Origin of the sequence: Paenibacillus phoenicis, assembly GCF_034718895.1 — a bacterium.
GTDB classification, from domain to species: domain Bacteria; phylum Bacillota; class Bacilli; order Paenibacillales; family Paenibacillaceae; genus Fontibacillus; species Fontibacillus phoenicis.
Window position 1 is genome coordinate 2338756 of record NZ_JAYERP010000001.1, and the last position, 23038, is coordinate 2361793.

Sequence of the window (23038 nt, forward strand, 5' to 3'; positions counted from 1 at the left end):
ACGATGGACACACCGCAATACCCGCTCTTATCCCGAACCTTATTTCCCGATTTGCCTGCCTACCCGGAACGGATGATCCAGTTCGGCGAAGGGAATTTCATGCGTGCCTTTACCGCCTGGCAGGTGCAGCAGATGAACAAGCAAGGCCGGTTTCAAGGCAGCGTGGTGATGATCAAGCCGCAGAGCAGCCCGGTATCCGAACATTATGCGAAGCAGGATCACCTTTACACGGTTCTTATTAACGGGATCGCGGAGCAGCAAGTGGTCAACGAACACGAGATCAATCACTCCGTCAGCCGGCTGATCAGTCCTTACACCGATTATGAGCAATTTCTCGCTCTAGCGGAGCAAGATTCGCTGGAGTTCATCACCTCGAACACTACCGAGGCCGGCATCGCCTACAACCCGGAGGACCGCCTCACGGACGCGCCGCAGCGGAGCTTTCCCGGCAAGCTGACCGCCCTGCTCTACCGCCGCTATCAGCTGGGCAAAGCGGGATTTACGATCATCCCCTGTGAACTGATCGACCGCAACGGCGAGAAGCTGCGCGAGATCGTGCTGCGCTACGCCGCCGAATGGGATCTTGGCGATGGGTTCATTCAATGGCTTGAACGGGAAAACACCTTTTGCTGCAGCCTCGTGGACCGGATCGTCCCCGGATTTCCGCAGCAGAAAGCGGGGCAGCTGGAACAACAGCTTGGCTACCAAGACCGCTTGATGGTGACCGCCGAGCCTTACCTGCTGTGGGTCATCGAAGGCCCGGCCTGGCTGCCTGAACGGCTGCCGCTGTCCGAGGCGGGATTAAACGTCATCTTCACCGAGGACCTGCGTCCGTACCGCGAGCAGAAGGTTCATCTGCTGAACGGCCCCCACACGGCGATGGCCGCGTTGGGCTTACTCGCCGGTCTGACAACGGTCGAGGATGTGATGAACGACGAGGATTTGTCTGTGTTCGTTAGGGAGCTGATGGAGCAGGAGATCGTTCCGATGCTTGATTTGCCCAGATCCGGGCTGTTGTCTTATGCCGAGGCCGTGCGGGAACGCTTTATGAACCCGTTCATCCGACACGAGCTGGCTTCGATCTCGCTAAACAGCATCGCCAAATTCCAGACCCGGCTGCTGCCTGTGCTCCTTCGCTACCAGCGGGAACGGGGCGAATTGCCGAAGCGGATCACGCTGGCCTTCGCCGCCTTGCTGGTTGGTTATCGGGGCGATCGGCTTGTGCGGAAGGACAGCCCGGAGGTGCTGGCCCTCTTTGATCAGGCGTGGTCGCAGCCCGCTGAAGCGATTCCGGCCCTGTTACGGGAAACGAAGCTGTGGGGAGAAGACTTATCCAGCGTTCCCGAACTGGCCGACACCCTGGAGCAATATGTCCGGAAGCTGGACGCTTTTGGCGCCCGAGCGACATTACAATGGTTGGGAGGCGGCAGCCTATGCGACGATTAATGAAAATGAACCCGCGCGACAACGTAGCGGTGGCTTTGCGGCCAATCGCAGCTGGTGAAGATCTCCAGCTTGACAAGGAGTCCGTTCGAGCGGTGCAGGACATTCCCCAAGGCCATAAAATCGCACTCACCGCCATTCCCGCCGGTTCGTCCGTCACGAAATACGGCTATCCGATTGGCCATGCCATAACCGCGATCGCTCCAGGCGAGTGGGTGCATACGCATAACGTAAAAACGAACCTCGCCGGTGAGGAACAATACGAATATCATCCGAACCTGCACCCGGTCATTTATCCGAAGCGTTCCCTAACCTTTCAGGGATACCGTCGGGCCAACGGAAAAACCGGCATACGCAACGATCTGTACATCGTGCCTACCGTCGGCTGTGTGAACGGGATTGCGGAGCAAATGATCCGCGCCTTTAAAGCGGAGCACCCGGATCTTGGCCCCTTCGACAACATTACCGTGTTGAAGCACCCCTACGGCTGCTCGCAGCTTGGGGAAGATCATCTCATGACGCGCAGCATTCTCGCAGACGCCGTGCTTCACCCCAATGCAGGCGGCGTTCTCGTGTTTGGACTGGGCTGCGAGAATAACGTCGTATCCGAGTTCCGGGAGCGGCTAGGCGATTACGACGAGCAACGCGTCAAATTTCTTGTAGCTCAGGAGGTCGAGGATGAGCTGGAGGCTGGCCTGGCGCTGCTGGAAGAACTGGTTGAGGCGGCGCGCAACGACCGCCGGGAGCCGGTGCCGCTCAGCGAGCTGAACGTTGGGCTTAAGTGCGGCGGCTCGGACGGTTTCTCCGGCATTACGGCCAACCCGCTGCTCGGCGCTTTTTCCGATTTTCTCATTTCGCAGGGCGGCTCTACGATTCTAACAGAAGTTCCCGAGATGTTTGGGGCCGAGCAGATGCTGATGGCCCGCGCGGAGAGTCAAGAGGTGTTCGAGCAAATTGTTGCTCTCATCAACGATTTTAAGCAATATTTCCTGTCCTACGGCGAGCCTGTCTATGAAAATCCCTCGCCCGGCAATAAAGCCGGCGGCATTAGTACGCTGGAGGACAAATCGCTGGGCTGCACGCAAAAAGCCGGGACCGCCCCGGTGGTCGACGTCCTGAAATACGGCGAGAAGCTGCGCAAGAAAGGCCTTAGCCTGCTGCAGGCACCAGGAAATGACCTGGTCGCCTCCTCTGCGCTGGCCGCCGCCGACTGCCAGCTAGTCCTTTTCACGACCGGCCGCGGGACGCCGTTTGGCAGCTTCGTCCCTACCGTCAAGGTCGCCACGAACAACGAACTGTTCGCCCGGAAACAGCACTGGATGGACTTCAACGCCGGGGTCTTGCTGGATACGCCGATGGAAGAAGTGCTGGAGCAGTTTATCCATTACGTTATCGCGGTAGCCAGCGGTCAACCCACCCGGAACGAGCAGAACGAGGTCCGCGAGCTGGCTATTTTCAAAACGGGGGTCACATTGTAAGCGAATCACGCCAAAAAGCCATTGCCCAGACGTTAACGTCCAGGCAATGGCTTTTTTAGGATGGCGATACCGTCTCCTCATGGCGACGACGGTGCCGTGCTTGACGAACGGTAACAAGCAGAAGAACTACGGAACCTAACACCAACGCGAGACAAAGGACGAAAACCATCCGATAACCGTCTGCGCCGGCTATGAACGCGCCGCCTGCCGCAGTACCGAATATCATGCCAAGATTACGCGACAACGCGAGTAAACTGCTGATTAACCCCAAGTGACCAGGATCCACACGGCCCATCACCAGGCTCGTATTGGGCGAAGTGATCATCCCCATGGATGCACCCAGCAAAACAATCAATGTAATTAATAGAAACATCGGATACGAGGAGGAAAGAAAACCTAAAGCAACTAACGTCCCGGACATCGCCAACAATCCGGCCGTCAACAACGGTAAGGAACCGTGCTTGTCCGACAAACTGCCAAATAACGGGGAGGCGACGATCAACGCCAGCGGATAACCCATCATCATCAATCCGGCCATCGCCGGCGGAGTGCTAAGCTCATGGCGAAGAAACACCGGCAATACGAGTTGCGCCGAAAACGCGGCCATATACGTAACGATGGTGATCCAGAGCCCGGTACTCGTCGCAGCATCGCCGAGCAGCTTGAGATCGATGAAGGGGGAGTCGCTGGTGGAGAGACTCCACATCACAAACCCGGCGGCACAACCCGCAAACAACAGCAGCAACACGACCACAGGCAGAGATCCCCATCCCCATTCCGAGCTTAGATGAATCGCTGTGACAAGGCCGGTTAACGAAGTCCCAAACAGCAGAGCTCCGGTTACATCGATGTGCCCTTGCTCCTCCGGCTGATCCTTCGGAATAAACCGCTGGGCCATCATCCAAGCCACTAACGCGGTACCGGCCAGCAGCCAGAAGCATGCCTCCCAAGATATCCATTGAATCAGTACACCGCCCAGGCTGGGGCCGATCATCGAACCGGCGGCCACGAAGGTGCTGATCATCCCTAAGGCTCTCCCTCTCTTTTCAGGAGGAAACAGAGAAACGATCAGCGCCATGTTCGTCGCCTGATACATCGAAGCGCCAAGGCCTTGCACGATACGGAAGGCAATCAGCCAGCCCAGTGACGGGGCAAGCGCGCAGCCAAGCGCCCCTAACGCGAAACCGAGATAACCCAGATTATGCACGGACCGCCGTCCCCGGATATCCCCGAGTTTCCCCATCACCGGCAGGAGTACGGAAATGACCAGCAGATAAGCCGTAACAACCCATTGCGCGGAGGCAAGACCGATCTGATAATCTCTAGCGATATCAACCAGCGCGATGTTGAACATGCCGGCGGAACAGTTAGATAAAAAGGCTCCCGTACAAATGATATATTGAACCAGTGTACGGTATTTGCCGTTCATGCCCATGCCTGCACCTGCTTTACACTTGTGTCATTGTCATTGGGTTCACGGTCGTCTTCCAAGCCCGTTCCCACAAGGAAATCACTTCCCGGGTGTCCGTGACCTCACCGAAATATCCTTCGATATTTTTGATCGTCATTTCATGAGCTTGATTGGAATAAGAGGCGCAAGCATCGCGAAGCAGCACGATGTGATAATCCAGCATAAAACCGTCCCGGGCCGTCGATTCCACGCACACATTGGTGCTGACACCGGTCATGATCAGCGTTTCGATCTTCTGGCTCCGCAGGATCGAATCGAGCCGAGTATTCACAAAAGCGCTGTATCGGTGTTTGTTCACGACAACCTCACCCGGCTCGGGGGCAACTTCGTAGAAATCCGCCCCCCAGGTGCCCTTCCGGCATACCGCCATCGATTTTCCGTTAGATCGTTCTTTCCAAGCTTCGGAATCGGTCGCTTCTTCATGAAAGGTCTGGATAAACATCACCGGTACCCCAAATTCTCTGGCCGCCGCCAGCAAGCGATGTAAATTCGGCATCATGTCGGCCACGGCACCAACGTCATTACCCGCTTGGGCTAAAGCTCCCTCCGGGTGACAGTAATCATTTTGAACATCTACCACCACGATGGCTGTCCGGCTGTTCATTAGCTTCTGCTCTAAATTCACTTCGCTTCACCTTCCCTTTCCTTACTTGGATGAATTAACGAACTGCATGTCGACCAATTGGTCATAGGAGTAATCGCCCGTATAAATCCCGGTTTTGATCAGCACGTCCATGTCTTGTTTCACTGCGGCTTCCGTAATGAACCCATCCCTGCTCCATAGGCTGTCCGCATAGGCGCGGTCAAGGGAGGCCTGAATCGCATCATCGGATAACGTAGGGAACTCGGCTTTCATGTTTTTCATCGCTAGTTCTTTATCCTCTTGAACCACCTTCAGCGCCTCAATAATAGCGTCGGTGAACAACTGCACCGTTTCCGGATCTTTATCGATCGTCGATTGTTTCACGCTGAGCACGGAATAGGAGAAATCGCCGAAGTCATGGAATTTATAAAAGGGTTCGCCCCAGACGTCCTTGGAGATCCCGTCGCTAATTTGCGGCTCCGCCCCATTGCCGATATCTGCCGCTCCCTGCTGCACCATCGTCACGACCGTCGAGGCATCCGCCGGCTCAAGCAGAGTGACATCTTTCTCCGGATCCAGTCCCAAGTAGATCAGCAAATAACGGATCAGCAAATTAGGAGTACCGCCATGACGTCCGGCGTTGATCTTCTTCCCCTTAAAGAACTCCTTCAAATCCGCCTCTGAACTGCCGGCCGGAGCCAGCCCCTTCTTGGCTACCAAGTATACGTTGGCTCGGTTAACGACGTTGACGATCGACACGATGGGATCGGAATTTTTCTTGTTTGCCAGCGCATTGGACTCCGTTCCACCGATGACGCCCCATGCGTCCCCGCTAACCACCGCCGTGACGTGAGCGCCGCCGGCAGCCTGAATCACTTCTACATCCAATCCCCGTTTCTTAAAGTAACCTTCCCGTTGAGCCAAATAGAGCGGAAGATATCCCGTGGAATGAACCGGTTCGGCGATGACGATCTTTTTGAGCTCTGTGCTCCCCTCTGCCGCTTCCTCCGTTGGCTCGCTTTTCCCTCCGCATCCTGCAAGTAAGCTGCCCGTCAAAGCCAATCCCAATAATAACGGTAACAGTCTGCTCTTTCTCATCCAACTTCCCCCTCATGAACATTTTCTTTCCGGTTGACTGACAGGTTTCCCGCTACTTGACGCCGAAACCTTTGGACAACCCTCTTTCCAAGAGTACAACTCCCCAATACATAGCCATGGATAGCACAGACAAAACCACTACGCCAACCCACACGAGATTGATGTCAAGAATCGTCCCCGCATACATGATCATGCGTCCAACGCCTTGGCTGGAGGCGATGAATTCACCGACGATGGCCCCGGCAAGCGCCAGAGCAATGTTGATACGCAAGCTGCTGATGATCCAAGGCATCGACCATGGAATGACGACTTTGGTAAACACCTGCCAGCGTTTGGCCCCAAGCGAATACATCAGCTTCTCCATGTCCGGGTCCACGCTCTTCACCCCGCTGTAGGCGGACAAGGCAGATACCACAACCGTCATGGAAAAAGCCAGCGCCACTTTGGAGAAGAAGCCGATTCCCAGCAAAATGACGAGGACAGGCGCAAGAGCCAGCTTGGGCATCGCGTTTAATATAATCAAGTAAGGTTCGCTAATGCCGGCATAGCTCCGTGACCACCAGAAGGACAAGCCCAACAAAGCTCCGCATAATGTGCCGAACACAAAGCCCAGCACGGTTGAGCCTGCTGTATAGGCGATATCCCCCAGCAGCCCGCCCTCTGCCACTTGCAGCCAGGTCGTTTGCCATATCGCGCTCGGGCTGCTCCAATAATAAGAATCCAGCCAACCGATCCGGGTAAACACCTCCCAGATGATGAACAGCAGAACCCCTACGGCCACCCTTCCCCAGCCGATTCTGCGGGCTTTCTTCCGCTCCGCTGCCTCCTCGTCATAAATCAGCGGTGCTGAATTTGAGGCAGACGGGGGCTTCAGCTTTTTTTCGGCTACCGTTACCGCCGCATCGGTGGATAGAGAATGGATCACAAAGGTCGATTTACGCACAGTTTCTTCCACACTTCATCCCTCCTAGATCGTTATTTTTTTATCCAAACGGTCAAAGCGCGAGTTCTTCCTCCGCATGTCCCGCCGATAACTGGTCAAGCAAGAGATGTTTCAGTTCCATAAAATCCGGGGACGTCATATCCTCCGTTTTGCGCGGGCGCTCCATCGTGACCGTGATTTTCGTTTTGACCCGGCCCGGCCGCGAAGAGAAGACATAAATATCGTCTGACAAGTAAATTGCTTCATCGATGTCGTGGGTGACGAACAACACCGTTTTTCCAAAGTCGGTCCAAATTTGCAACAGCCAATTTTGCATCGTTAGCCGGGTCTGTGCATCAAGCGCGCCAAACGGCTCGTCCAGTAAGATGATGTCGCGGTCGTAAAGCAACGTTCTCAGCAGCGCAGCCCGTTGCCGCATACCTCCCGACAATTCCTTGGGATAATGCTTATCAAAACCTTTGAGTCCATACTTCTCCATCAGGGGCAAAGCTCGATCCACCGCTTCCTTTCTAGGGACGCCGCGAATTTCCATCCCCAGAATGATGTTGTCTAGAATCGTCCGCCACGGCAGCAACATATCCTTTTGCAGCATGTAACCGACATATCCCGTCTTCCCCACGATATTCTCCCCGTCCGCAAGCACCTCTCCGGTAGAGGGTGGAATGAGTCCGGCAATGATGTTGAACAAGGTAGACTTGCCGCAACCGCTTGGGCCAATGATGCTGACAAACCTTCCCGCTTCAATCTTCAGGCTCGTTTCTTGCATGGCCGGGATATCTCGGCCGTTCCGGCGAAACCATTTACTAACTCCGTTAATCTCGATTTTGGGTTGCATGCTCCACGCCTCCACTCCTTGAAATTTTCATTTTTTGATATAAAAAAATCGCCAGTCAAAACCCATAGCGCCTCCTAACAATAGCGCTGCGAGTCCAAACTGACGATTGGTCGGCTCTTTCGATTAGCGAAGTTCCGACGACTCCTTCAGATAATCCTCCACGTCGCGATCCAAGACAACGATCGTACCGGAAAATTCGGTCTCTGCATCGTAATCTTTGAGTACGGCGACGATATTCAGTTGAAATTGCCGTTCGAGGGCTGCCTTAATCTCCCGCTTGAACACCTGAAACAACAAGTAATCCAGCTGCCTCGTGGAGTGAGGATAAGCCTCATCCAATAGCTTTAAGACAGGCACTCGCCCGTTCAAAGAAATAATCACAATTTTGTTGCCGACGAAATCTACTTTTTGCTGTTTTACACCCACGTTAAAGATTTGCTTATTTATCGCGTTGTAAATCCTCAAAATGTCCTGCTTCCATTCGCCAGCGGTTGAGATGGCCATACTCACACCCTCCTTCATGTCAGGTATTCTATCATAACTCTTGGGTGTGATTGATTAAACTATTATTCTTGTGATTAATTATAGGCGTTCAAAAGGGATTGTCAATACATTTACGTCAAAAAAAATAACATCCATCCACTCGGATGTGATGTTATTTTACATGAGAGCTATATTTAAACGTATGGCTTAGGATGAAATGTGTCAAATTACCCGGTGAGCAAAGCCAACCTGTCAATTTGCTGGTACAACCGCTCCGCTTCGTCCGCCAAGCTGGGTTGATTCAGCCGAATTGACATCGCAAGCAGCCGGTCAGCTTTCTGCTTGAGCTGCTTAATCTCCATCATGACCGCTTCTTGATCCATCCCCGGAAAACGTTTCACGAGCGTTACTCCTTTCACCACATTTTCAAAAAACATCCATATCCCCTTTCTCCAATTTACTCCAATTTGCAGTAGTGGCCATTTCACAGAGTTTTGAAATAGGGGCATTTTTTCGCAAACTTGATCTGAATCAAGAAGAAAGGAGCAACTCGATGCTAACATAGGAGACAAGGAGCAGGGATTCCGGCGATCAAACCGGAGAAACCCAGCCAAACGATCCGGTCCACGCGACCGTTACAAGGAGGAAATCATCAAGATGGAAAAATTAGCATTAGCCCAGCTTCAGGACTTCCAAGCCGAGAAATTCTCCAAACGGATCGCCTTCAAAAAAGGCGAAAGCGTCGTGTTCGTGCTGAACTTTATGCCGGGCCAAGAGCTGCCAACCCACACGCATCCGAATACGGACGTATTTATTCTAGCCCTGCAAGGCAGCGGGTCGATCACGGTGGACGGAGCAACCTCGCCGCTGAATCAGGGTGAAGCACTGCATCTGGAAGGAGCGGAAGCCTTTTCCTACCGGAATGACGGAACGGAGCCCGCCAGCCTGTACGTTGTCTTAACCAAAGTTCCCGCACCAGAGTACGCGCAGAATATTTAAGACGCTAATTCTAATCGCGAAAAACAGACCGAAGGCAGGATCCCACATCCGCCCCGGTCTGTTTTTATTTACTTCTTGAGCAAATCTCCCAGCGAAACGGTATATCCATTGGAGACATTCTTCTTGTTCTTGAGCAGACGGATCTGCACCTTCACGCCGTCCATATCATACGGTCCGTCCCATGTTAGCCGAATCTGTCCATTTTCCTTTACCGCTCGCACATGCTCAACCTCTCCTGGTGGGGTGTGGTCACGAGGCGGCTCAGGCGTAACAGGCGGTGCCGTAAATACGGCGGGATCGCCAACGTAAACTTATCCAGGTTAAACAGCCAATCCGAGCCTTTGAAGTACAGGAAAACGATATGCTTGCTGCGTACCGGAGCGGTGACCTCCGCCGAGAACACCTTAAACTCCTGCCAGCCGCCGGTTCCCGTAACCTTCTCCATTTTCGGATTGTTTTCCTTACCCGAAAGCTAGCGCATGGCAATTTCCAGACCACATAAACTGAGCACGAATTCAACAAACATGGCGTTGGACCAGGAGAACCATTCCCGCGTATACTCCGATGGATTATCCTTGTGAAACCCTTCATGCACCAGATTCGTTCCGGCATCGGTCCGCTCGAACATATCCAGAATCTCCAGCTTTTCCGATTCCTCCAGCGCGGTGATTCCCTGAATGGACAAGGCGATGTGCCAAATGTAGTCTGGCGGAGTGTGCGGGCTGCCGATGCCTTTGGCATACGTTCCTTCATAGTAGTAAGGGTTGCGGCGGCTCAGAATCATCCGGCGCGTGTTGAGATAGATCGGATCGCCTTTGCTGCAGTAATCGAGATAAGGCAGCGACAACAGGCTGGGCACGTTGGCATCGTCCATCAGATTCACGCCGCCAAGCCCGTCAACCTCGTACGCGTACACCTTCCCGAACTCCGCATCCTCGATGATGGCGTATTTTTCAATCCCCTGCCGAATGTCCTCTCGCAGCGCACGTACCTCATCGGCGAAAGCGTCATCTCCGAAAAACCGCTCATTGATCTCCAGCAAATAACCCAACACCACGATGGCAAAAAGGTTCGACGGAACGAGATAGCCGTATTTGCAGGCATCGTCGCTGGGGCGGAAGCCCGACCAGGTCATCCCCGTATAGCCGACCGGTCCCGGAAGCCGATCTGTTTCCCCGCTGTTTTCCCGGACGAACGTGTATTTTGACAGTTCCTCATGCCGCTGCTCAGTCCGCCAGGTTTGCAAAATCAACTCGGCCGCTTGCTTAAATTCCGGCGTGAAGTGGCGGGTTTCCCCGGTATTTTTCCAATAAAGATAGGCTAACTGCAGAGGATAACATAACGAATCCACCTCGTATTTACGTTCCCAAATCCAGCCGGACATCTCAGTCAAATCCGTCTGATGGCCGCGGAAATTCTCAAATTCGTTAAACGCGTTGGCATACGGGTCCCGCAGGATCGATTGGTATTGCGTTCTCAACACGCCCTCGATAATCTCGCGCAAGCCGGCATCCTGCGCCGCCGGGATCAGATACGGCCGAAGCTGGTTCACGGAATCGCGCAACCACATGGCCGGGATATCGCCGGTCAGCATAAACACCGTCCCGTCGTCGTGGCGATGGATGGTGGTTTCCAGCGTATTTTCATAACACCGTTTGAACATCTCCACGATTTTCGGGCGATGCTTCATTTTCGTCTCCACCAAGACAATAATATCGGATTGAGTCAGTTGCTCAGTCATGGTTAATCTCCTCCGTGTTGTCTCGTAGTCGTTGTGCTTATTGTGCTCGTTATGCTCGTTATGCTCGTTATGCTCGTTATGCCGTACGTTCGCTTCCGGCGGTTCTGTATGACATGTTCCTCACTTTCGCGCCTCCAGCCTTGCCGCCGCTTCCAGCAGCATCAAGCCGCTCAACTGGACGCTGAGCTGAACCGGCAAGGTCGGCGGCTCCTTCCAAGAAGGGCCGCACAGCGTCGGGTTCTCAAGCAGCCCGCTGGATCGAAGGGTCTCCGCATTGGCGAAAATAACCTCCCGCACGCGTGGACACTCTGGGTCGATCTCCAAGAGACGGTCGAGGTAGCGAATGAGGATGCCTTTGAATAACCCGGTATCGTCGATGCCTTCCGCGGGAAGCAGGCAAATATCAGGCTCGCACAGCTCCTCGAAGCAGGCGGCTGCGGTGCCCGCCGCAATGCTCATTCCAAGCCGTTTGGATGTCCGCCCACAGCTCTTGGACCTTCTCCTCATACCACGCCTCACCGGTCGCCCGGTAAGCCCGCAGCAGCGCCAGCGCCGTCCACTCCATGTCGTCGTAATAATTATGCGTGAACGTCCCGCCGTTATAACGCTCCAGACTGCGGCAGAACTGCCTCATCCGATCGGGCAGCGCCGGGTCGCCGGTCCGCTCGTAGGCATCCACCAGCACGTCGAGGACATGGGCTTGCCACCAGTAGTAGAAATTTTCGCCGGCCCGGCCCGCCGTACGCGGATACCACTGGTCCAGGATGCCGGTCTGCTCATTCCCGTAGCAGTCGAACAGGTCGCGGTGCATGCGGTCCGCCAGTTGGGCCCAGCCTAGCTCGCGGCGATCCATCACGGCATCTCCCCTTGGGGCGCAGCATCCGACGTTAGCTCCGAGGCCGCCTGATCCGCACCCGTTTCAAGCGCTGCCGCCGCCTCCATCAGCATCACGCCGCTTAGCTGCGAGCTGAGGGACACGGCCCCCTCCGGTGCTGGACCACAGCTCCAATCCGTGCCGAACCGCGGTTGCTGCGGAGCGGCCAGCCGGCTCCAGGCGCGTTCCGCCTGAAGGGCGACGTACTCGGCAATCTCGGGATGGTCCGGGGCCGCCTGAGCCAACTGCACCAAGTAACGGATCAGGATGCCTTTGAACAGTCCGGCATCGCCGTCCCCTTCCTCCGGCAGCAGGCCGGTCTCGCTGGAGGTAAACTCCTGTAGGACGACGCGGAACGTGCGAAGCGCCGCCTCCAAGTAGGCTGTATCACCGCTTACCCGGTACATCTCCACCGAAGCTCCAATAAAGACGCCTTGGCAATAAGTGAACCGCCAATCCTTGTCGATCGTCCCATCCCCGGTACGGTTCATACCGTCCCACACCAACCCGGTGGCCGGGTCGATAAGGTTCGCCGCCTGCCACTCATAGATCCGCTGTGCCCAAGCCCAATCGTCCGGATCGCCAAACGCTTGGTACAACCGGGCCGCCAGGATGATGGCAGGGGCGTTGGCCGGGGTGTTTTTATAGTCCAGCTGCGATTTCTGCCAGGCGATCCCGCCGCCCATTTGCTCGTTCCATCCGGTTTGGATGTCCTGCCACAGCAGCTGGGAGGCCTCCTTGTAGCGCGGTTCGCCCGTGGCTTGATAGGCGCGCAGCCAAGCGAGCGCCATCCACTCCATATCGTCGTACAGCTCATTGGGCCATGCGCCGCCGTTGCGCTGAAGCAGTCCGTCGTACAGCTGCTCCAGCCGCTGGGCATATCGCCGGTCCCCCGTGCGCCGCAGTCCGTCGACCAGCACATCCACCGCATGCGCCATCCACCAGTAATGAAAAATCTCGTTGCATGCCCCGTTTTCACAAGGCGTTTGAATATTGTACATTTGGATCTTTTCGTTCCAGAATAATTCGTCCAGCGCCGTCTGAGCCAAGTCGGCCCGTTGCTGCGTGATTTCAGTTTCCTTCGTGGTGGTCTTCATATGATCTCTCCCCTCTGTCCTAGCCCTTGATTCCACTAAACGCGATCCCCTGGATAAAATACCGCTGCAGCAGCAGGAACAGCACCAGGATCGGCAGGATCGCCACCAGCGCCCCCGCCATCATCGGCCCATAGTCCGTCTGATAATTGTATGAAAAAGCCTGCAGCCCCATCTGAATCGTCGCCTTCGACGGATCGTTCAGGACGATCATCGGCCAGAGGAAGCCGTTCCAGCCGGCCTGGAACGTAAAGATCCCGAGTGTAGCCAGCGCCGGCTTGGTCAGCGGCAAGTAAATGCGCCAGAAGATTTTGAATTCACCGCAGCCTTCGATCCGCGCCATCTCCATCATGTCATTGGGCAGGGTCAGAAAGAACTGTCGCATGAAAAATACCGCAAACGTCCCGGATGCCCCCGGCAAAATAATACCCCAAAACGAGTTCATCAGCCCGTACCCCCCGCTGCCGAACAAGTCGTTGCCGCCTGCCAGCGGGATATGGCGCAGCACGTAAACGCTGGGGATCATCGTCACGATCCCCGGCACCATCATGGAGACAAGCAGGATGCGGAAGAACGGCTGGTTCATCCGGAATTTCAGCTTGGCAAACGCAAAGCCGCTCAGCGAACCGAAGAACAGGTTACATAACACCCCAGCTGCCGCAAGAATAAAGGAATTCCAGAAATAAAGGCCAAAAGGCACGGTCGTAAACGCGTTGTAATAATGCTCGAACGTCAGGTTCGCCGTAAACCATTTAATCGGCAGGGTGAACATGTCTTCGTCTTGTTTAAACGAGGTCAGCACGCTCCAATAAAAGGGCAAAAACATAATGACCGCGATGATGCTGCCAACCGTATAAAACAGTACATTCGCTAATCGCTTCTGCATGGGTACACCGATTTGTGGACGCCGGGTACCGACGCCCGTTTTTATCGTCTCTGGATTTGTCATACGATCGGCTCCTCCGCTTTGGTGATTTTCATGCTGATGATTGAAAATACTAGGATCGCCATCGCCAGCACAAACGCCTGCGCCGAGGCATACCCCATCTGCAATTGGTTAAAGCCCTGCTGATAGATCAGGTAGACCGGAGTTTTGGTGACGTTCGCCGGTCCGCCCTGCGTTAAGACAAACGCCTGGTCAAACAACTGCAAGGCGCCGATGATGGACATGACACTGACCAGGAACGTCGTTGGGCGAAGCTGCGGCCAAGTGATGTAGCGGAAGCAGGCAAACCGCGACGCCCCGTCCAGCCGGGCCGATTCGTACAGATAGTCCGGCACGCCTTGAAGGCCGGCCAAATAGATGATCATGTTGGAGCCAACCGACTGCCAAAGCGTCATGACGATGATCGACAGCATGGCCGTCTCCGTTTGCGACACCCAAGCCGGGCCGGTGATGCCAAGGTATGCGAGCAGTCCGTTAATCATCCCGTATTCGGGATGCAGCATCCAGATCCATACGGTGGCCGCCGCGACGGCCGAGGTCAAGGTCGGCAGGTAATAAAACGTGCGGAACAGCTTGACCCCGCGTATCTTTTTGTTAAGCAGCATCGCAAACAGCAAGGAGATCAACAAATTCAGCGGTACAAAAACGATCGCGTAATAGAACACGTTTAAAAAGGTCTGCCAAAGCAGCGCATCGTCGATCAGGCGGCGGTAATTGTCCAGCCCAACCCAATCGTTGCTGCTCAGCACGTCATAGTTGGTGAAGCTGAGGTACAGGGCCATCACGACGGGGATGACCATGAATACGGCAAATAGCAACATAGTTGGTGTAATGAACAGATAGGCCATTCGGGCCTGATGCCGTTCGAGCTTATTGACGGATGCCATTCTTTGTTCCCCTTTCAGAGGCCGGTTTTTACTTCACGACCGCATTTTCCGCAAGCAGTTTGTCGCCTTGCTCTTGGGCTTTTTTCAGCGTCTCGTCGATCGATTGCTTGTTCTGAAGCAGCAGTTGCAGATTCGGAATCAGCGCGTTCTCCTCCATGACGGAGTATCCCGGATGTGTCGGACGCGTCTTTGCAAATTCCAACGTTTCCGTAAACGGCTTCCACAATGGATCTTCACTAAAGAACGGATCCTCAAGCGCCGGTTTAAAGCCTGGCAGGTTCAAGCTCGTTTTTGCCCACAGCAAAGCGTTGTCCTTGTTCGCCGTCCACCATTTGATGAACTCCCACGCCTCATCCGGGTGCTTGGAGCCTTGCGGGATGACAAGCCCGAAGCCGCCCATCACACTGCCTTTATCGCCATTCGGACCTGCCGGCGGCGGTACGATGCCGTATTCCAGATCCTTGCCATATTTGTTGTAGGTGCTCATCATCCAAGGTCCGGTGTACAGCATAGCCACTTTCCCTGTAACAAACGCGTCGGTACCTTCGCCAAGCCCTTGTTCGAAGCCGACCTTATAAACTTTGTCCTCGTTCAGCAAGCGCTGCCAAAACTCCAGAACCTGTTTGCCTTTTTCATTGTTGAAGTTGGTCTTGCCATCCTCGCTGAGCATTTGCCCGCCGGCTTGCTGCAGATACATGTTAAACAGCCCCGGATCGGCCATGGAGAAGCCTGCGGTTTCAAGCTTGCTGCCGTTCCATTTCGTCAGCGTCTTGGCTGCCTGCTCCAATTCGTCCCACGTCGTTGGCGCCTCCAGCCCTGCATCGGCAAACATCTTCTTGTTGTAGAACAACGCGCGGGCATCCACTGTTAACGGCAGACCGTACAATTTATCGTTATTGGTCAGTTCCTTTAAGGACTCCTCGTAAAAATCTTCTTTATTCACCCCGTCGCGCTCCATATAGTCGTCAATGGGGCGAAGCACGTTTTTCGGAGCGTACAGCGAGGTTCTCCAGCGGTCCCAGAACAAAATATCCGGCGCACCGCCGCTCGTCGCAGCCGTCAGGAATTTCGTGACCATATCCTGCTGAAGCACGTATTTGACTTCGATCTTGTCCTGCGACTTGTTGAAGGCGTCAACCATCGTCTCAAACTGCTTCTGCCCTTCGCCGCCCCAGTCGCCCCAGAACGTCAGCTTCACTTTCTCGGTATTGCCGCCACCTCCGGTGTCACCACTACCCCCGCTGCCGCCGCCGTTTCCAGCACTGCCGCCGTTACCGCCCCCTCCACAAGCAGCCAGCATCGCACCAAACAGGACGGTCACCAGCATCACGAACATCCACTTTTTCATTTGTAAACCTCCCCTTTTCATTTCGAATAACATAGTAATTAAAGCGTTTTCAATAAGGATAGTATATTGGTATCATATCATTATGTCAATAAGCAAAAATATCGATGTTGGTTGGTATATAAAGGTATGCCAAATGACCCCCTTCAACATTTGGAGAGTACAAAAATGGCTTTCCTGTAGAAATGTCATTAATGGGGAAGGGCCTTGATCGAGAAAGTCCGTAATTAGAAAGGTCCGTAAACGGAAGACAACATCCTGCCGTAAATGACCGCACCACCAAAAGTGGCGCCTAAATGTAAAAGTACAGTTGATTTTAGAGAAAGCGTCGCTTTGGGACCCTTCAACTGTAAAAGTACAGTTAAAATCCGCCTAATTCTCCCTTTTCCACTAAATCACCTTAAACTAACTGCACTTTTATATTCCAAGGCCGGTAAAAACGAAAAAATGCCGAAGTTGAACTGCACTTTTGCAGTTGAGCTTCGGCATGTATGAGTTGAGGCGGGGCAACTTGAATCCACCGTAGGGTATTTGCGATCCACCCAGCGGGTAAGCCTTCTAGCACTTCGCCTAGGGGGGTGTCCTTATGCTACTGTAGTTCCCCCCAGAGGGGGTGACACTAACACTACTGCTTGCGTCCCCACCCAGAGGGTGAGCCTAACACTACTCGCGCTCCACCTTGGAAGTGCGCCTTAAGCTACTAGGCCCCCCCTAGGAGGTAAGCCTTACGCTACTCACCCAGGGAGCAAGCCCTGCGCTACTTACGCTCCCGCTCCTCCCTTGCGGGTCCGGTGGACTCCCCGGGGACGAGCACCGCGGGCAGCTTGATTTTGTTCGCTACCGGCCGGTTCTCCATCAGGGCCAGCACGTTTTCCACGGCCAGCTTGCCCATATCTTCTTCACTTTGACGCATATGGGTGAAGGCGTAGCCCTCGCCGATGCGGAACTGCGGGCTGTCGAAGCAGATGATCGACACGTCCTCAGGAATGCGCAGGCCAAGCCGGGTCACCGCCGCTTTAGCCAGCAGCGCGATGTTGTACTCGATGGCGAAGAAGGCCGAAATCGTAGGATGGGCCTCGAGATGGCGCATGATTTTTTGAATGTCCCGTTCAATATTGTCATCGTAAAAAGAGTTCGGCAGCGTCGACGTCAAGTCGCTGATCCACAGCTCCCGCTCTACAGCGATACCGCGGCCGGCATGCGCCTGCACAAACCCTTCGATCCGTTCCTCGACGGCCGACGTATCGATGGGCGGCGGAGATAACAGCGAAATGCGGGCGTGTCCGAGGTCAAACAAATGCTCCGTCGCCTCCTGCGCCGCCTTCACATTGTCGGTAATGATGGATGCCGCCGCCACGCCCTTCAGCTCCCGGTCGATCAGCACCAGCGGGAAGCGTTCGATCACCAGCTTGAGGATTTCCGCGTTGAAATACTCCCCCTGTGCCGGAAATACGATCAATCCGTCGACGCCAAGCTGCAGCAGCTTGCGAATCGTCGCTTCCTCGTTCTCCTGAACCCCAAACGTCCGCTTCAGGACAAGAAAACAATCCTGCTCCCGCGCAGCATCCTCCATCCCGTAGATCAGCCGCGTTCCGTAGCTGCCGGCAAAATCCGTCAGCACAACGCCGATCAGCTTTCCGGCAGCCTCCTTGTCCGTTCTGTTCCCACTATAGATTCCGTCCCATCGGCCATTCGCCTGTTCCTCCGCGCCTGTGCCCTCGGCTTCGGGGTCCGTCACAAACGAGCCGCGTCCCGGCTTCCGAACGATAATCCCCTCGGCAGCCAGCATTTCTAAAGCTCGCTTGCTCGTAATCCGGCTAACCTGATATTCCTCGGCCAGCTCCTTCTCCGATGGAATCCGGTCTCCCGGTTTATAACTATGATCTAGGATTTTCTGCTTTACATCATCGAAAATCTTCTCGTACATCGGTTTTGACGAGGTGGTTTCACTCATGACGTTCCTCCCACGTTCCCTCACACAAGGACATGATATATATTATAATATATCATGATATATCGCTAATGTCGAACCATGCTTGAAAAGGTTCGCAGAACCCCAAGCTTCAGTTGGAGCGAGCCAAGGCCTCCAACCCCAGGGCGAGGGCGCCGCAAAGCCCAGCCTGATTCCCTAATCCCGGCGGGACAATATAATCATCAATCCCACTTAAAATGGCTGGCGCGTTCACATATCCGGCCAGGTTCCGCTGAACTTCCTTGCGAATCAACAGGAACAGCTGCGGTTGCTGCATCACGCCGCCGCCCATGATCACTTTTTGCGGTGAGAGCATGAGGATGGACCCGGTCACCGCCTGCGCTAAATAGTAGGCTTCGATGGCCCAGGCAGGATGGTCCGGTGCCAGCTCTTGTCCTTTTACCTTCCAACGCGCTTCAAGACTTGGCCCCGCAGCCATGCCCTCTAGACAGTCCCCATGATACGGGCATAGCCCGGGGAAGTCGTCCTCCGGATGCCGCCGCGGCAGAACATGTCCACCTTCCGGATGAATCAATCCATGGACAAGCTTACCTTCGGCCAAGACCCCGACACCGATCCCGGTCCCCACCGTATAATACACGCAGCTGTCCAGCCCCTGAGCGGCACCCCACTTTGCCTCGCCCAAGGCGGCGGCGTTCACGTCTGTATCCCAGCCATAGGGAACATCAAAAGCCGATTTTAATTTGCCAAGCACATCATATCCGTTCCAGCCCGGCTTCGGTGTTGTCGTGACATGCCCGTAAGTGGCGCTGCTTGGATTCAAGTCCAGCGGGCCAAACGAGCCGACGCCAATCGCTTCTACATTTTTATCGCGAAAATAAGCAATCACCCTTTCCAACGTTGGCTCCGGCAGCTCTGTGGGGAAGCTGATCTGGTCCTCGATGACTCCGTGCTCATTTCCGACGCCGCACACGAACTTTGTCCCGCCGGCCTCAATTGCTCCGATACGCATCAAATCTCCTCCTTTGTCATGATAGGATTTACCTCGACGAAGTGATCCCAAACGCCGTATACGATCTCCGCTATTATACCGGTGATAATTTCATCGGGGAGCGCATCGACGGATACAACGGCCCATTTGCCATCCTAACCCTGCGCGCAGCCCGCGCTTTGAAAAAGTTAACGACGACTTAGAAAGCCAAGGCTACCGCCTGAAAATCATCGATGCCTATCGACCGCAGAAGGCAGTGAACCATAAACTCTCAATGCGTCCTGCCTACCCTACCATTTCAACCGGTAGATCCCCTTGTTCTCCAAGCCCCGGATCAACGGCGTCCACGCTTCGGATTCCGGCGTCGTAGCCAGCGCGTCCTCTACCATCTGCAGCTTGGCGTCCAGCGCATCGATATGGTGGAGGGCGACGGCCTCCGGCGTCTGCGGCTGCACCGGGCTGCCCCATTCCCCCAAGTTGTGGTGGGACAACACCAAATGCTGCAGGGCGAGCACCTTCGGCGAATCCAGCGCGATGCCCAGGCGAATGGCCGCTTCGGTCACCCACTGCGACGCCATCGAAATATGCCCAAGCAGCTTGCCGGGCGTACTATACTCGGACACGATGCCGAGTTCAGCCACCATTTCTTCCGGCTTGGCAATATCGTGCAAAATGATGCCCGCCTTCAGCAGGTCCGGGTTCAAGAACGCGCGCTGCGCACATAGAAAATCGCCGATTTCCAGCATCCGTACCATATGGTAGGCCAAGCCGCCGAAATAAGCGTGATGATGCGTTTTGGCCGCGGGATAATGGGCCAGCTTCTCCTCCACCTTACCGACGCAAAAGCGAACGATCGCCTGAATATCCGGATCGGCAATATCGTTGATGACGGCCTGGATCGTATGGATCAGCGCTTCCGACGAAATGGGCGCAGAGCGGATAAAATCCGTGAGCCTCACGCCGTCTTCCGGCTTGGCCAACCGCATCTGCAAGATTTTCACCTGCAGCTTCTCGCGGTAGGTTTGCACGATTCCCCGCACCTTCACGAGCCTCATCGGGAAAAACGTTTCCTTGTCCGTTGGCGAGGCATCCCAAAATTTGGCCGGGATTTCCCCGGTGGAATCGCACAATACGATATCTAAATAGTCTTTGGGCGGATTCGCGTTCGTCTGCTTGATCTCCAGCTCCTTCAGCAAATAAAAGCCAATAAATTCATCCTGGTTTCGTAATTGATTAATTTGCGTCACCCATATTCCTCCAAACCCATGATAGACCCATTATACTATGGGACAGCCAAAACCTCAGCGTCTTTTCATCCCCGCCTGCCCGCCTTCTAAGAACAAGAAAAGAACGCCTCCCCGTGAATCTCACAGGGCCAGCGTCCTTTTCATTTCAAATCAATGCTTATCTTCCGGCGTTCTCAAGCGCGTCCTTGACGGCCTCAATGACTTGTGCGGAAACCGCTTTTACGCCTTCGGTTTCGCCAAACGCTGCCGGACGATACCCGTATTTATGCAGGGAACCTTCGGCAGTTGGCGTTTCGATTTCCGCCTTGACGGCTTTCTCGTCGGCGGTTAATTGGTCTTCAGTCTTGATTTTGCCGTTTTCATCCAAATAGAAGACTTCCATTTTGAACGGAATGTTGTTTTGCACCGTCACCATCACGTAAACGGATTTGTCCTTGTTAATACCGGCGAAAATCCCGTTGATATAAGCCGTTTTGTAAGTCTCGCTGATTTCCGCTTTCTTATAAGCATTTTCGACGGCCGTTTTCAATGCGGTGCTGCTGCTGGTTGCCCCAGTTACAACATCCACTTGAGCCGCTTGCTCTCTCGTTCCGGCAAACAGCAGATCGCGGGTCAGGATCGGGATCGCTCTAACGACTTCAGCGTAAGCCGAAGCGCCGCGGTCCACCATATTCACACCGACGCGATACAGCTTCAGGCCAACGATAACGCCGTTGCGCAGCGTGACATCGGCGCGGTTCGTCCCTTTGTCGTAAGCGTCGCCGTAGGTCGTGTACGTGCCGTCTTTATAATTGCCTTGCGTTTTCGACGCGTTGTTCAGCAGGTCAGCGAACGCCGCTCTGGCGGCGAGGGACAGGTTTTCTTGACCTACGATCGGCGTCATGTTCGCGCCTTTTTGAGTCAAGCCTTCGGTTAACTGAGCGACAACGGTTTGTTGCTCATCCGTCAGCTTGTCGGAAGCGATCAGCTTACCGGCATCATCAAACAGGAAGACTTTTACGTTCGAAACGTGGTCTGCTTTAATGTCAGCCAAAACCAGCAATCTGGACAGGTTGTCGACACCGGCAAACGTTCCTTCAAAATACTTCGCTTTCCCCGGAACCTTCAGCGCCTTCTCGAAAGCGCGTTCTACAGCGAGGTTCCAGCTATGGCTGCTCTCGGTGGCGCCGGCAATCGCATCAACGTCATCCTTGAAGTTCTCGATGTACGAGCCGTTCGCGAGCAGTTTGGCCGTCATCGGCGCATTTGCTTTGACCACTTCGGCATAGGCCGTGTCGCCGCGGTCAATCAGGTTGGAACCCAATCTGTACAGCTTCACATCAACCAGCTTGCCGTTGCGGATGTAGACGTCGGCTCTCTCAACCCCTTTATCGCGGGCAGAACCGTAGGCGGAGTAGAATCCATCAATATATTTCGAATCGTTGTTTACCTTGGCATTTTGCTCCGCGTCCCAATATGCGTTCACAGCGGCTTTGTACTCAGCCTCCTGGCCTTTAGAACCAACGGCGCCGGTACCTTTCGCCAACAGCTCGGCTGCGATCGCTTTCACCAATGCCGCTTGCTCGCTGGTCATATTTGCTTCTTCGATGGCATTGCCGCTGGCGTCAAGCGGATATACTTTGACAGCTGTACGCTTCGTTGCATCGAAGGTCGCAAACACCATGTATTTGCCTTCCGGATCGACACCCATATGCTCGCCGGCAAAATAAGTGACACCCTTTGGCTTCTCTTTCAAAGCTCTTTGGAAGGCACGGTCAACGGACAGCTTCCAGCCCTCGCTGGAACGGGTCGCTCCGGACACAACGTCCACTTTGGCGGCCTGCTCCTGCGTTTTGCCAAGCAGGTCCGCTTTCATCGTTTCGTAAGCGTTCCAGAGGCCGCTATAGTTGTTGCGAACGTCTCTGTCGATCAGCTTAGGGCTTGTTCTGAGCAGCTCAATCGCGGCGATTTTTCCGTCCTTGATCGTGACTTTGGCCCCTTCGGTCCCTTTGGAATAAGCGTTGCCGTAGGCCACATATACACCGTCAACATACGGACTTTCCGCAGGTTTGACCGCCGAAGTTTTTGCCGGAGTTGTTTTCGTTGTTGTCTTTACAGGAGCTGTTGTCGTTTTTGTAGTTGTTTTGGTCGTAGTTTTTGTGGTTGTTTTTGTAGTAGTTTTGTTCGTCGTCGACTTGCTTGGCGTAGTTGTCTTGCTAGGTGTTGTCGTCTTGCTTGGAGTTGTCGTCTTGCTTGGTGTCGTTGTCTTGCTTGGTGTCGTTGTCTTACTTGGTGTTGTGGTTTTGCTAGGTGTTGTTTCTTTGGTTGGTGTTTCCGATTCCGATGCGGCAGACACCACGTCAATGCTGGTCAGCTTGAAACCGGACGTCCCAACCGTAAGCGACAAGGACGATAACACCAACGTCGCGCTTACTGTAAGGCTAATCAGCTTTTTCAAATGCAATCCTCTCCCTTGTGATTTTCACCGAGTTACGTAAAGCTACATCACCTGCTCGCCGTTCATGGCATGTTCTTGTTGAATTTTCGACTGTGCTCAGATCACGATTCCGATATAACGCTCTCCAAGCAATCGCGCCCCTCCCTCTTGCACGATGTCTATCCCTTGAACCGACCCGACTCTGAATTAATGTGAAGAATTTCACATAAC

Annotated in this window: 23 protein-coding genes; 3 read left to right on the plus strand and 20 right to left on the minus strand. The window is 54.3% G+C overall.

The annotated features are described in order from the left end of the window. The first annotated feature begins 3 nt into the window (after positions 1–3). Both U9M73_RS10980 and U9M73_RS10985 read left to right on the plus strand, forming a co-directional pair. Positions 4–1446, plus strand: coding sequence for a tagaturonate reductase (locus U9M73_RS10980; RefSeq protein WP_323077295.1), 1443 nt, complete (start codon positions 4–6; stop codon positions 1444–1446). After that, positions 1434–2921, plus strand: coding sequence for a UxaA family hydrolase (locus U9M73_RS10985; protein WP_260070249.1), 1488 nt, complete (start codon positions 1434–1436; stop codon positions 2919–2921). Before U9M73_RS10980 ends, U9M73_RS10985 begins: the two co-directional genes overlap by 13 nt. A 55-nt stretch (positions 2922–2976) precedes the next feature. Here U9M73_RS10985 and U9M73_RS10990 read toward each other — a convergent pair whose 3' ends face one another. From U9M73_RS10990 to U9M73_RS11020, 7 genes are all read right to left on the minus strand, one after another. Then, positions 2977–4356, minus strand: a complete 1380-nt coding sequence (locus U9M73_RS10990; RefSeq protein ID WP_260070248.1) for an MFS transporter — start codon at positions 4354–4356, stop codon at positions 2977–2979. A 13-nt stretch (positions 4357–4369) separates the two neighbouring features. Further along, positions 4370–4996 carry a cysteine hydrolase family protein gene (locus tag U9M73_RS10995; RefSeq protein WP_036644808.1) on the minus strand — a complete coding sequence of 209 codons (627 nt, stop codon included), beginning with the start codon at positions 4994–4996 and terminating at the stop codon, positions 4370–4372. A gap of 42 nt (positions 4997–5038) precedes the next feature. Continuing rightward, positions 5039–6073, minus strand: coding sequence for an ABC transporter substrate-binding protein (locus U9M73_RS11000; protein ID WP_260070247.1), 1035 nt, complete (start codon positions 6071–6073; stop codon positions 5039–5041). 52 nt (positions 6074–6125) lie between these two features. Further along, a complete protein-coding gene (locus tag U9M73_RS11005) occupies positions 6126–7028 on the minus strand; it encodes an ABC transporter permease (protein ID WP_397376588.1) in 903 nt (300 codons plus the stop codon). A gap of 40 nt (positions 7029–7068) precedes the next feature. Next, positions 7069–7851: an ABC transporter ATP-binding protein gene (locus tag U9M73_RS11010; RefSeq protein WP_016311240.1), complete on the minus strand. Its 783-nt coding sequence runs from the start codon at positions 7849–7851 to the stop codon at positions 7069–7071. Between the two features lie 123 nt (positions 7852–7974). After that, positions 7975–8355 (minus strand): Na-translocating system protein MpsC family protein, encoded by a 381-nt coding sequence (locus U9M73_RS11015; protein ID WP_323077296.1) that lies wholly within the window; start codon positions 8353–8355, stop codon positions 7975–7977. Positions 8356–8561: 206 nt separating this feature from the next. Beyond that, positions 8562–8735, minus strand: coding sequence for a hypothetical protein (locus tag U9M73_RS11020; protein WP_157268794.1), 174 nt, complete (start codon positions 8733–8735; stop codon positions 8562–8564). A gap of 256 nt (positions 8736–8991) precedes the next feature. Here U9M73_RS11020 and U9M73_RS11025 point away from each other — a divergent pair, with 256 nt between their 5' ends. Beyond that, entirely contained in the window at positions 8992–9333 is a 342-nt protein-coding gene (locus tag U9M73_RS11025; protein WP_323077299.1) for a cupin domain-containing protein, read from the plus strand. A gap of 68 nt (positions 9334–9401) precedes the next feature. Here U9M73_RS11025 and U9M73_RS11030 read toward each other — a convergent pair whose 3' ends face one another. The 13 genes from U9M73_RS11030 to U9M73_RS11090 form a co-directional block, all read right to left on the minus strand. Beyond that, on the minus strand, positions 9402–9554 hold the full coding sequence (locus U9M73_RS11030; RefSeq protein WP_009224339.1) for a hypothetical protein: 153 nt from the start codon (positions 9552–9554) through the stop codon (positions 9402–9404). After that, positions 9542–9778, minus strand: coding sequence for a carbohydrate-binding protein (locus tag U9M73_RS11035; RefSeq protein ID WP_323077301.1), 237 nt, complete (start codon positions 9776–9778; stop codon positions 9542–9544). Before U9M73_RS11035 ends, U9M73_RS11030 begins: the two co-directional genes overlap by 13 nt. Before the next feature lie 27 nt (positions 9779–9805). Next, positions 9806–11074, minus strand: a complete 1269-nt coding sequence (locus tag U9M73_RS11040; RefSeq protein WP_323077302.1) for a glycoside hydrolase family 125 protein — start codon at positions 11072–11074, stop codon at positions 9806–9808. 120 nt (positions 11075–11194) lie between these two features. Next, on the minus strand, positions 11195–11533 hold the full coding sequence (locus U9M73_RS11045; RefSeq protein ID WP_323077303.1) for a hypothetical protein: 339 nt from the start codon (positions 11531–11533) through the stop codon (positions 11195–11197). Further along, positions 11478–11927 (minus strand): glycoside hydrolase family 76 protein, encoded by a 450-nt coding sequence (locus tag U9M73_RS11050; RefSeq protein WP_323077304.1) that lies wholly within the window; start codon positions 11925–11927, stop codon positions 11478–11480. Before U9M73_RS11050 ends, U9M73_RS11045 begins: the two co-directional genes overlap by 56 nt. Then, on the minus strand, positions 11927–13045 hold the full coding sequence (locus U9M73_RS11055) for a glycoside hydrolase family 76 protein (RefSeq protein ID WP_323077305.1): 1119 nt from the start codon (positions 13043–13045) through the stop codon (positions 11927–11929). Before U9M73_RS11055 ends, U9M73_RS11050 begins: the two co-directional genes overlap by 1 nt. A 19-nt stretch (positions 13046–13064) precedes the next feature. Then, positions 13065–13991: a carbohydrate ABC transporter permease gene (locus U9M73_RS11060; protein ID WP_397376587.1), complete on the minus strand. Its 927-nt coding sequence runs from the start codon at positions 13989–13991 to the stop codon at positions 13065–13067. Further along, positions 13988–14875: a carbohydrate ABC transporter permease gene (locus tag U9M73_RS11065; RefSeq protein ID WP_323077306.1), complete on the minus strand. Its 888-nt coding sequence runs from the start codon at positions 14873–14875 to the stop codon at positions 13988–13990. Before U9M73_RS11065 ends, U9M73_RS11060 begins: the two co-directional genes overlap by 4 nt. 28 nt (positions 14876–14903) lie before the next feature. Then, entirely contained in the window at positions 14904–16223 is a 1320-nt protein-coding gene (locus tag U9M73_RS11070; RefSeq protein WP_323077308.1) for an ABC transporter substrate-binding protein, read from the minus strand. 754 nt (positions 16224–16977) lie between these two features. Further along, the gene (locus tag U9M73_RS11075; protein WP_323077309.1) at positions 16978–18174 is read right to left on the minus strand and encodes a GntR family transcriptional regulator; all 1197 of its coding nucleotides are present in this window, start codon (positions 18172–18174) and stop codon (positions 16978–16980) included. Positions 18175–18283: 109 nt separating this feature from the next. Beyond that, a complete protein-coding gene (locus tag U9M73_RS11080; RefSeq protein ID WP_323077311.1) occupies positions 18284–19165 on the minus strand; it encodes an ROK family protein in 882 nt (293 codons plus the stop codon). A gap of 269 nt (positions 19166–19434) precedes the next feature. Then, positions 19435–20391 (minus strand): 3'-5' exoribonuclease YhaM family protein, encoded by a 957-nt coding sequence (locus tag U9M73_RS11085; RefSeq protein WP_009224349.1) that lies wholly within the window; start codon positions 20389–20391, stop codon positions 19435–19437. Positions 20392–20548: 157 nt separating this feature from the next. Then, positions 20549–22828: an FMN-binding protein gene (locus U9M73_RS11090; protein WP_323077313.1), complete on the minus strand. Its 2280-nt coding sequence runs from the start codon at positions 22826–22828 to the stop codon at positions 20549–20551. Positions 22829–23038 lie beyond the last annotated feature (210 nt).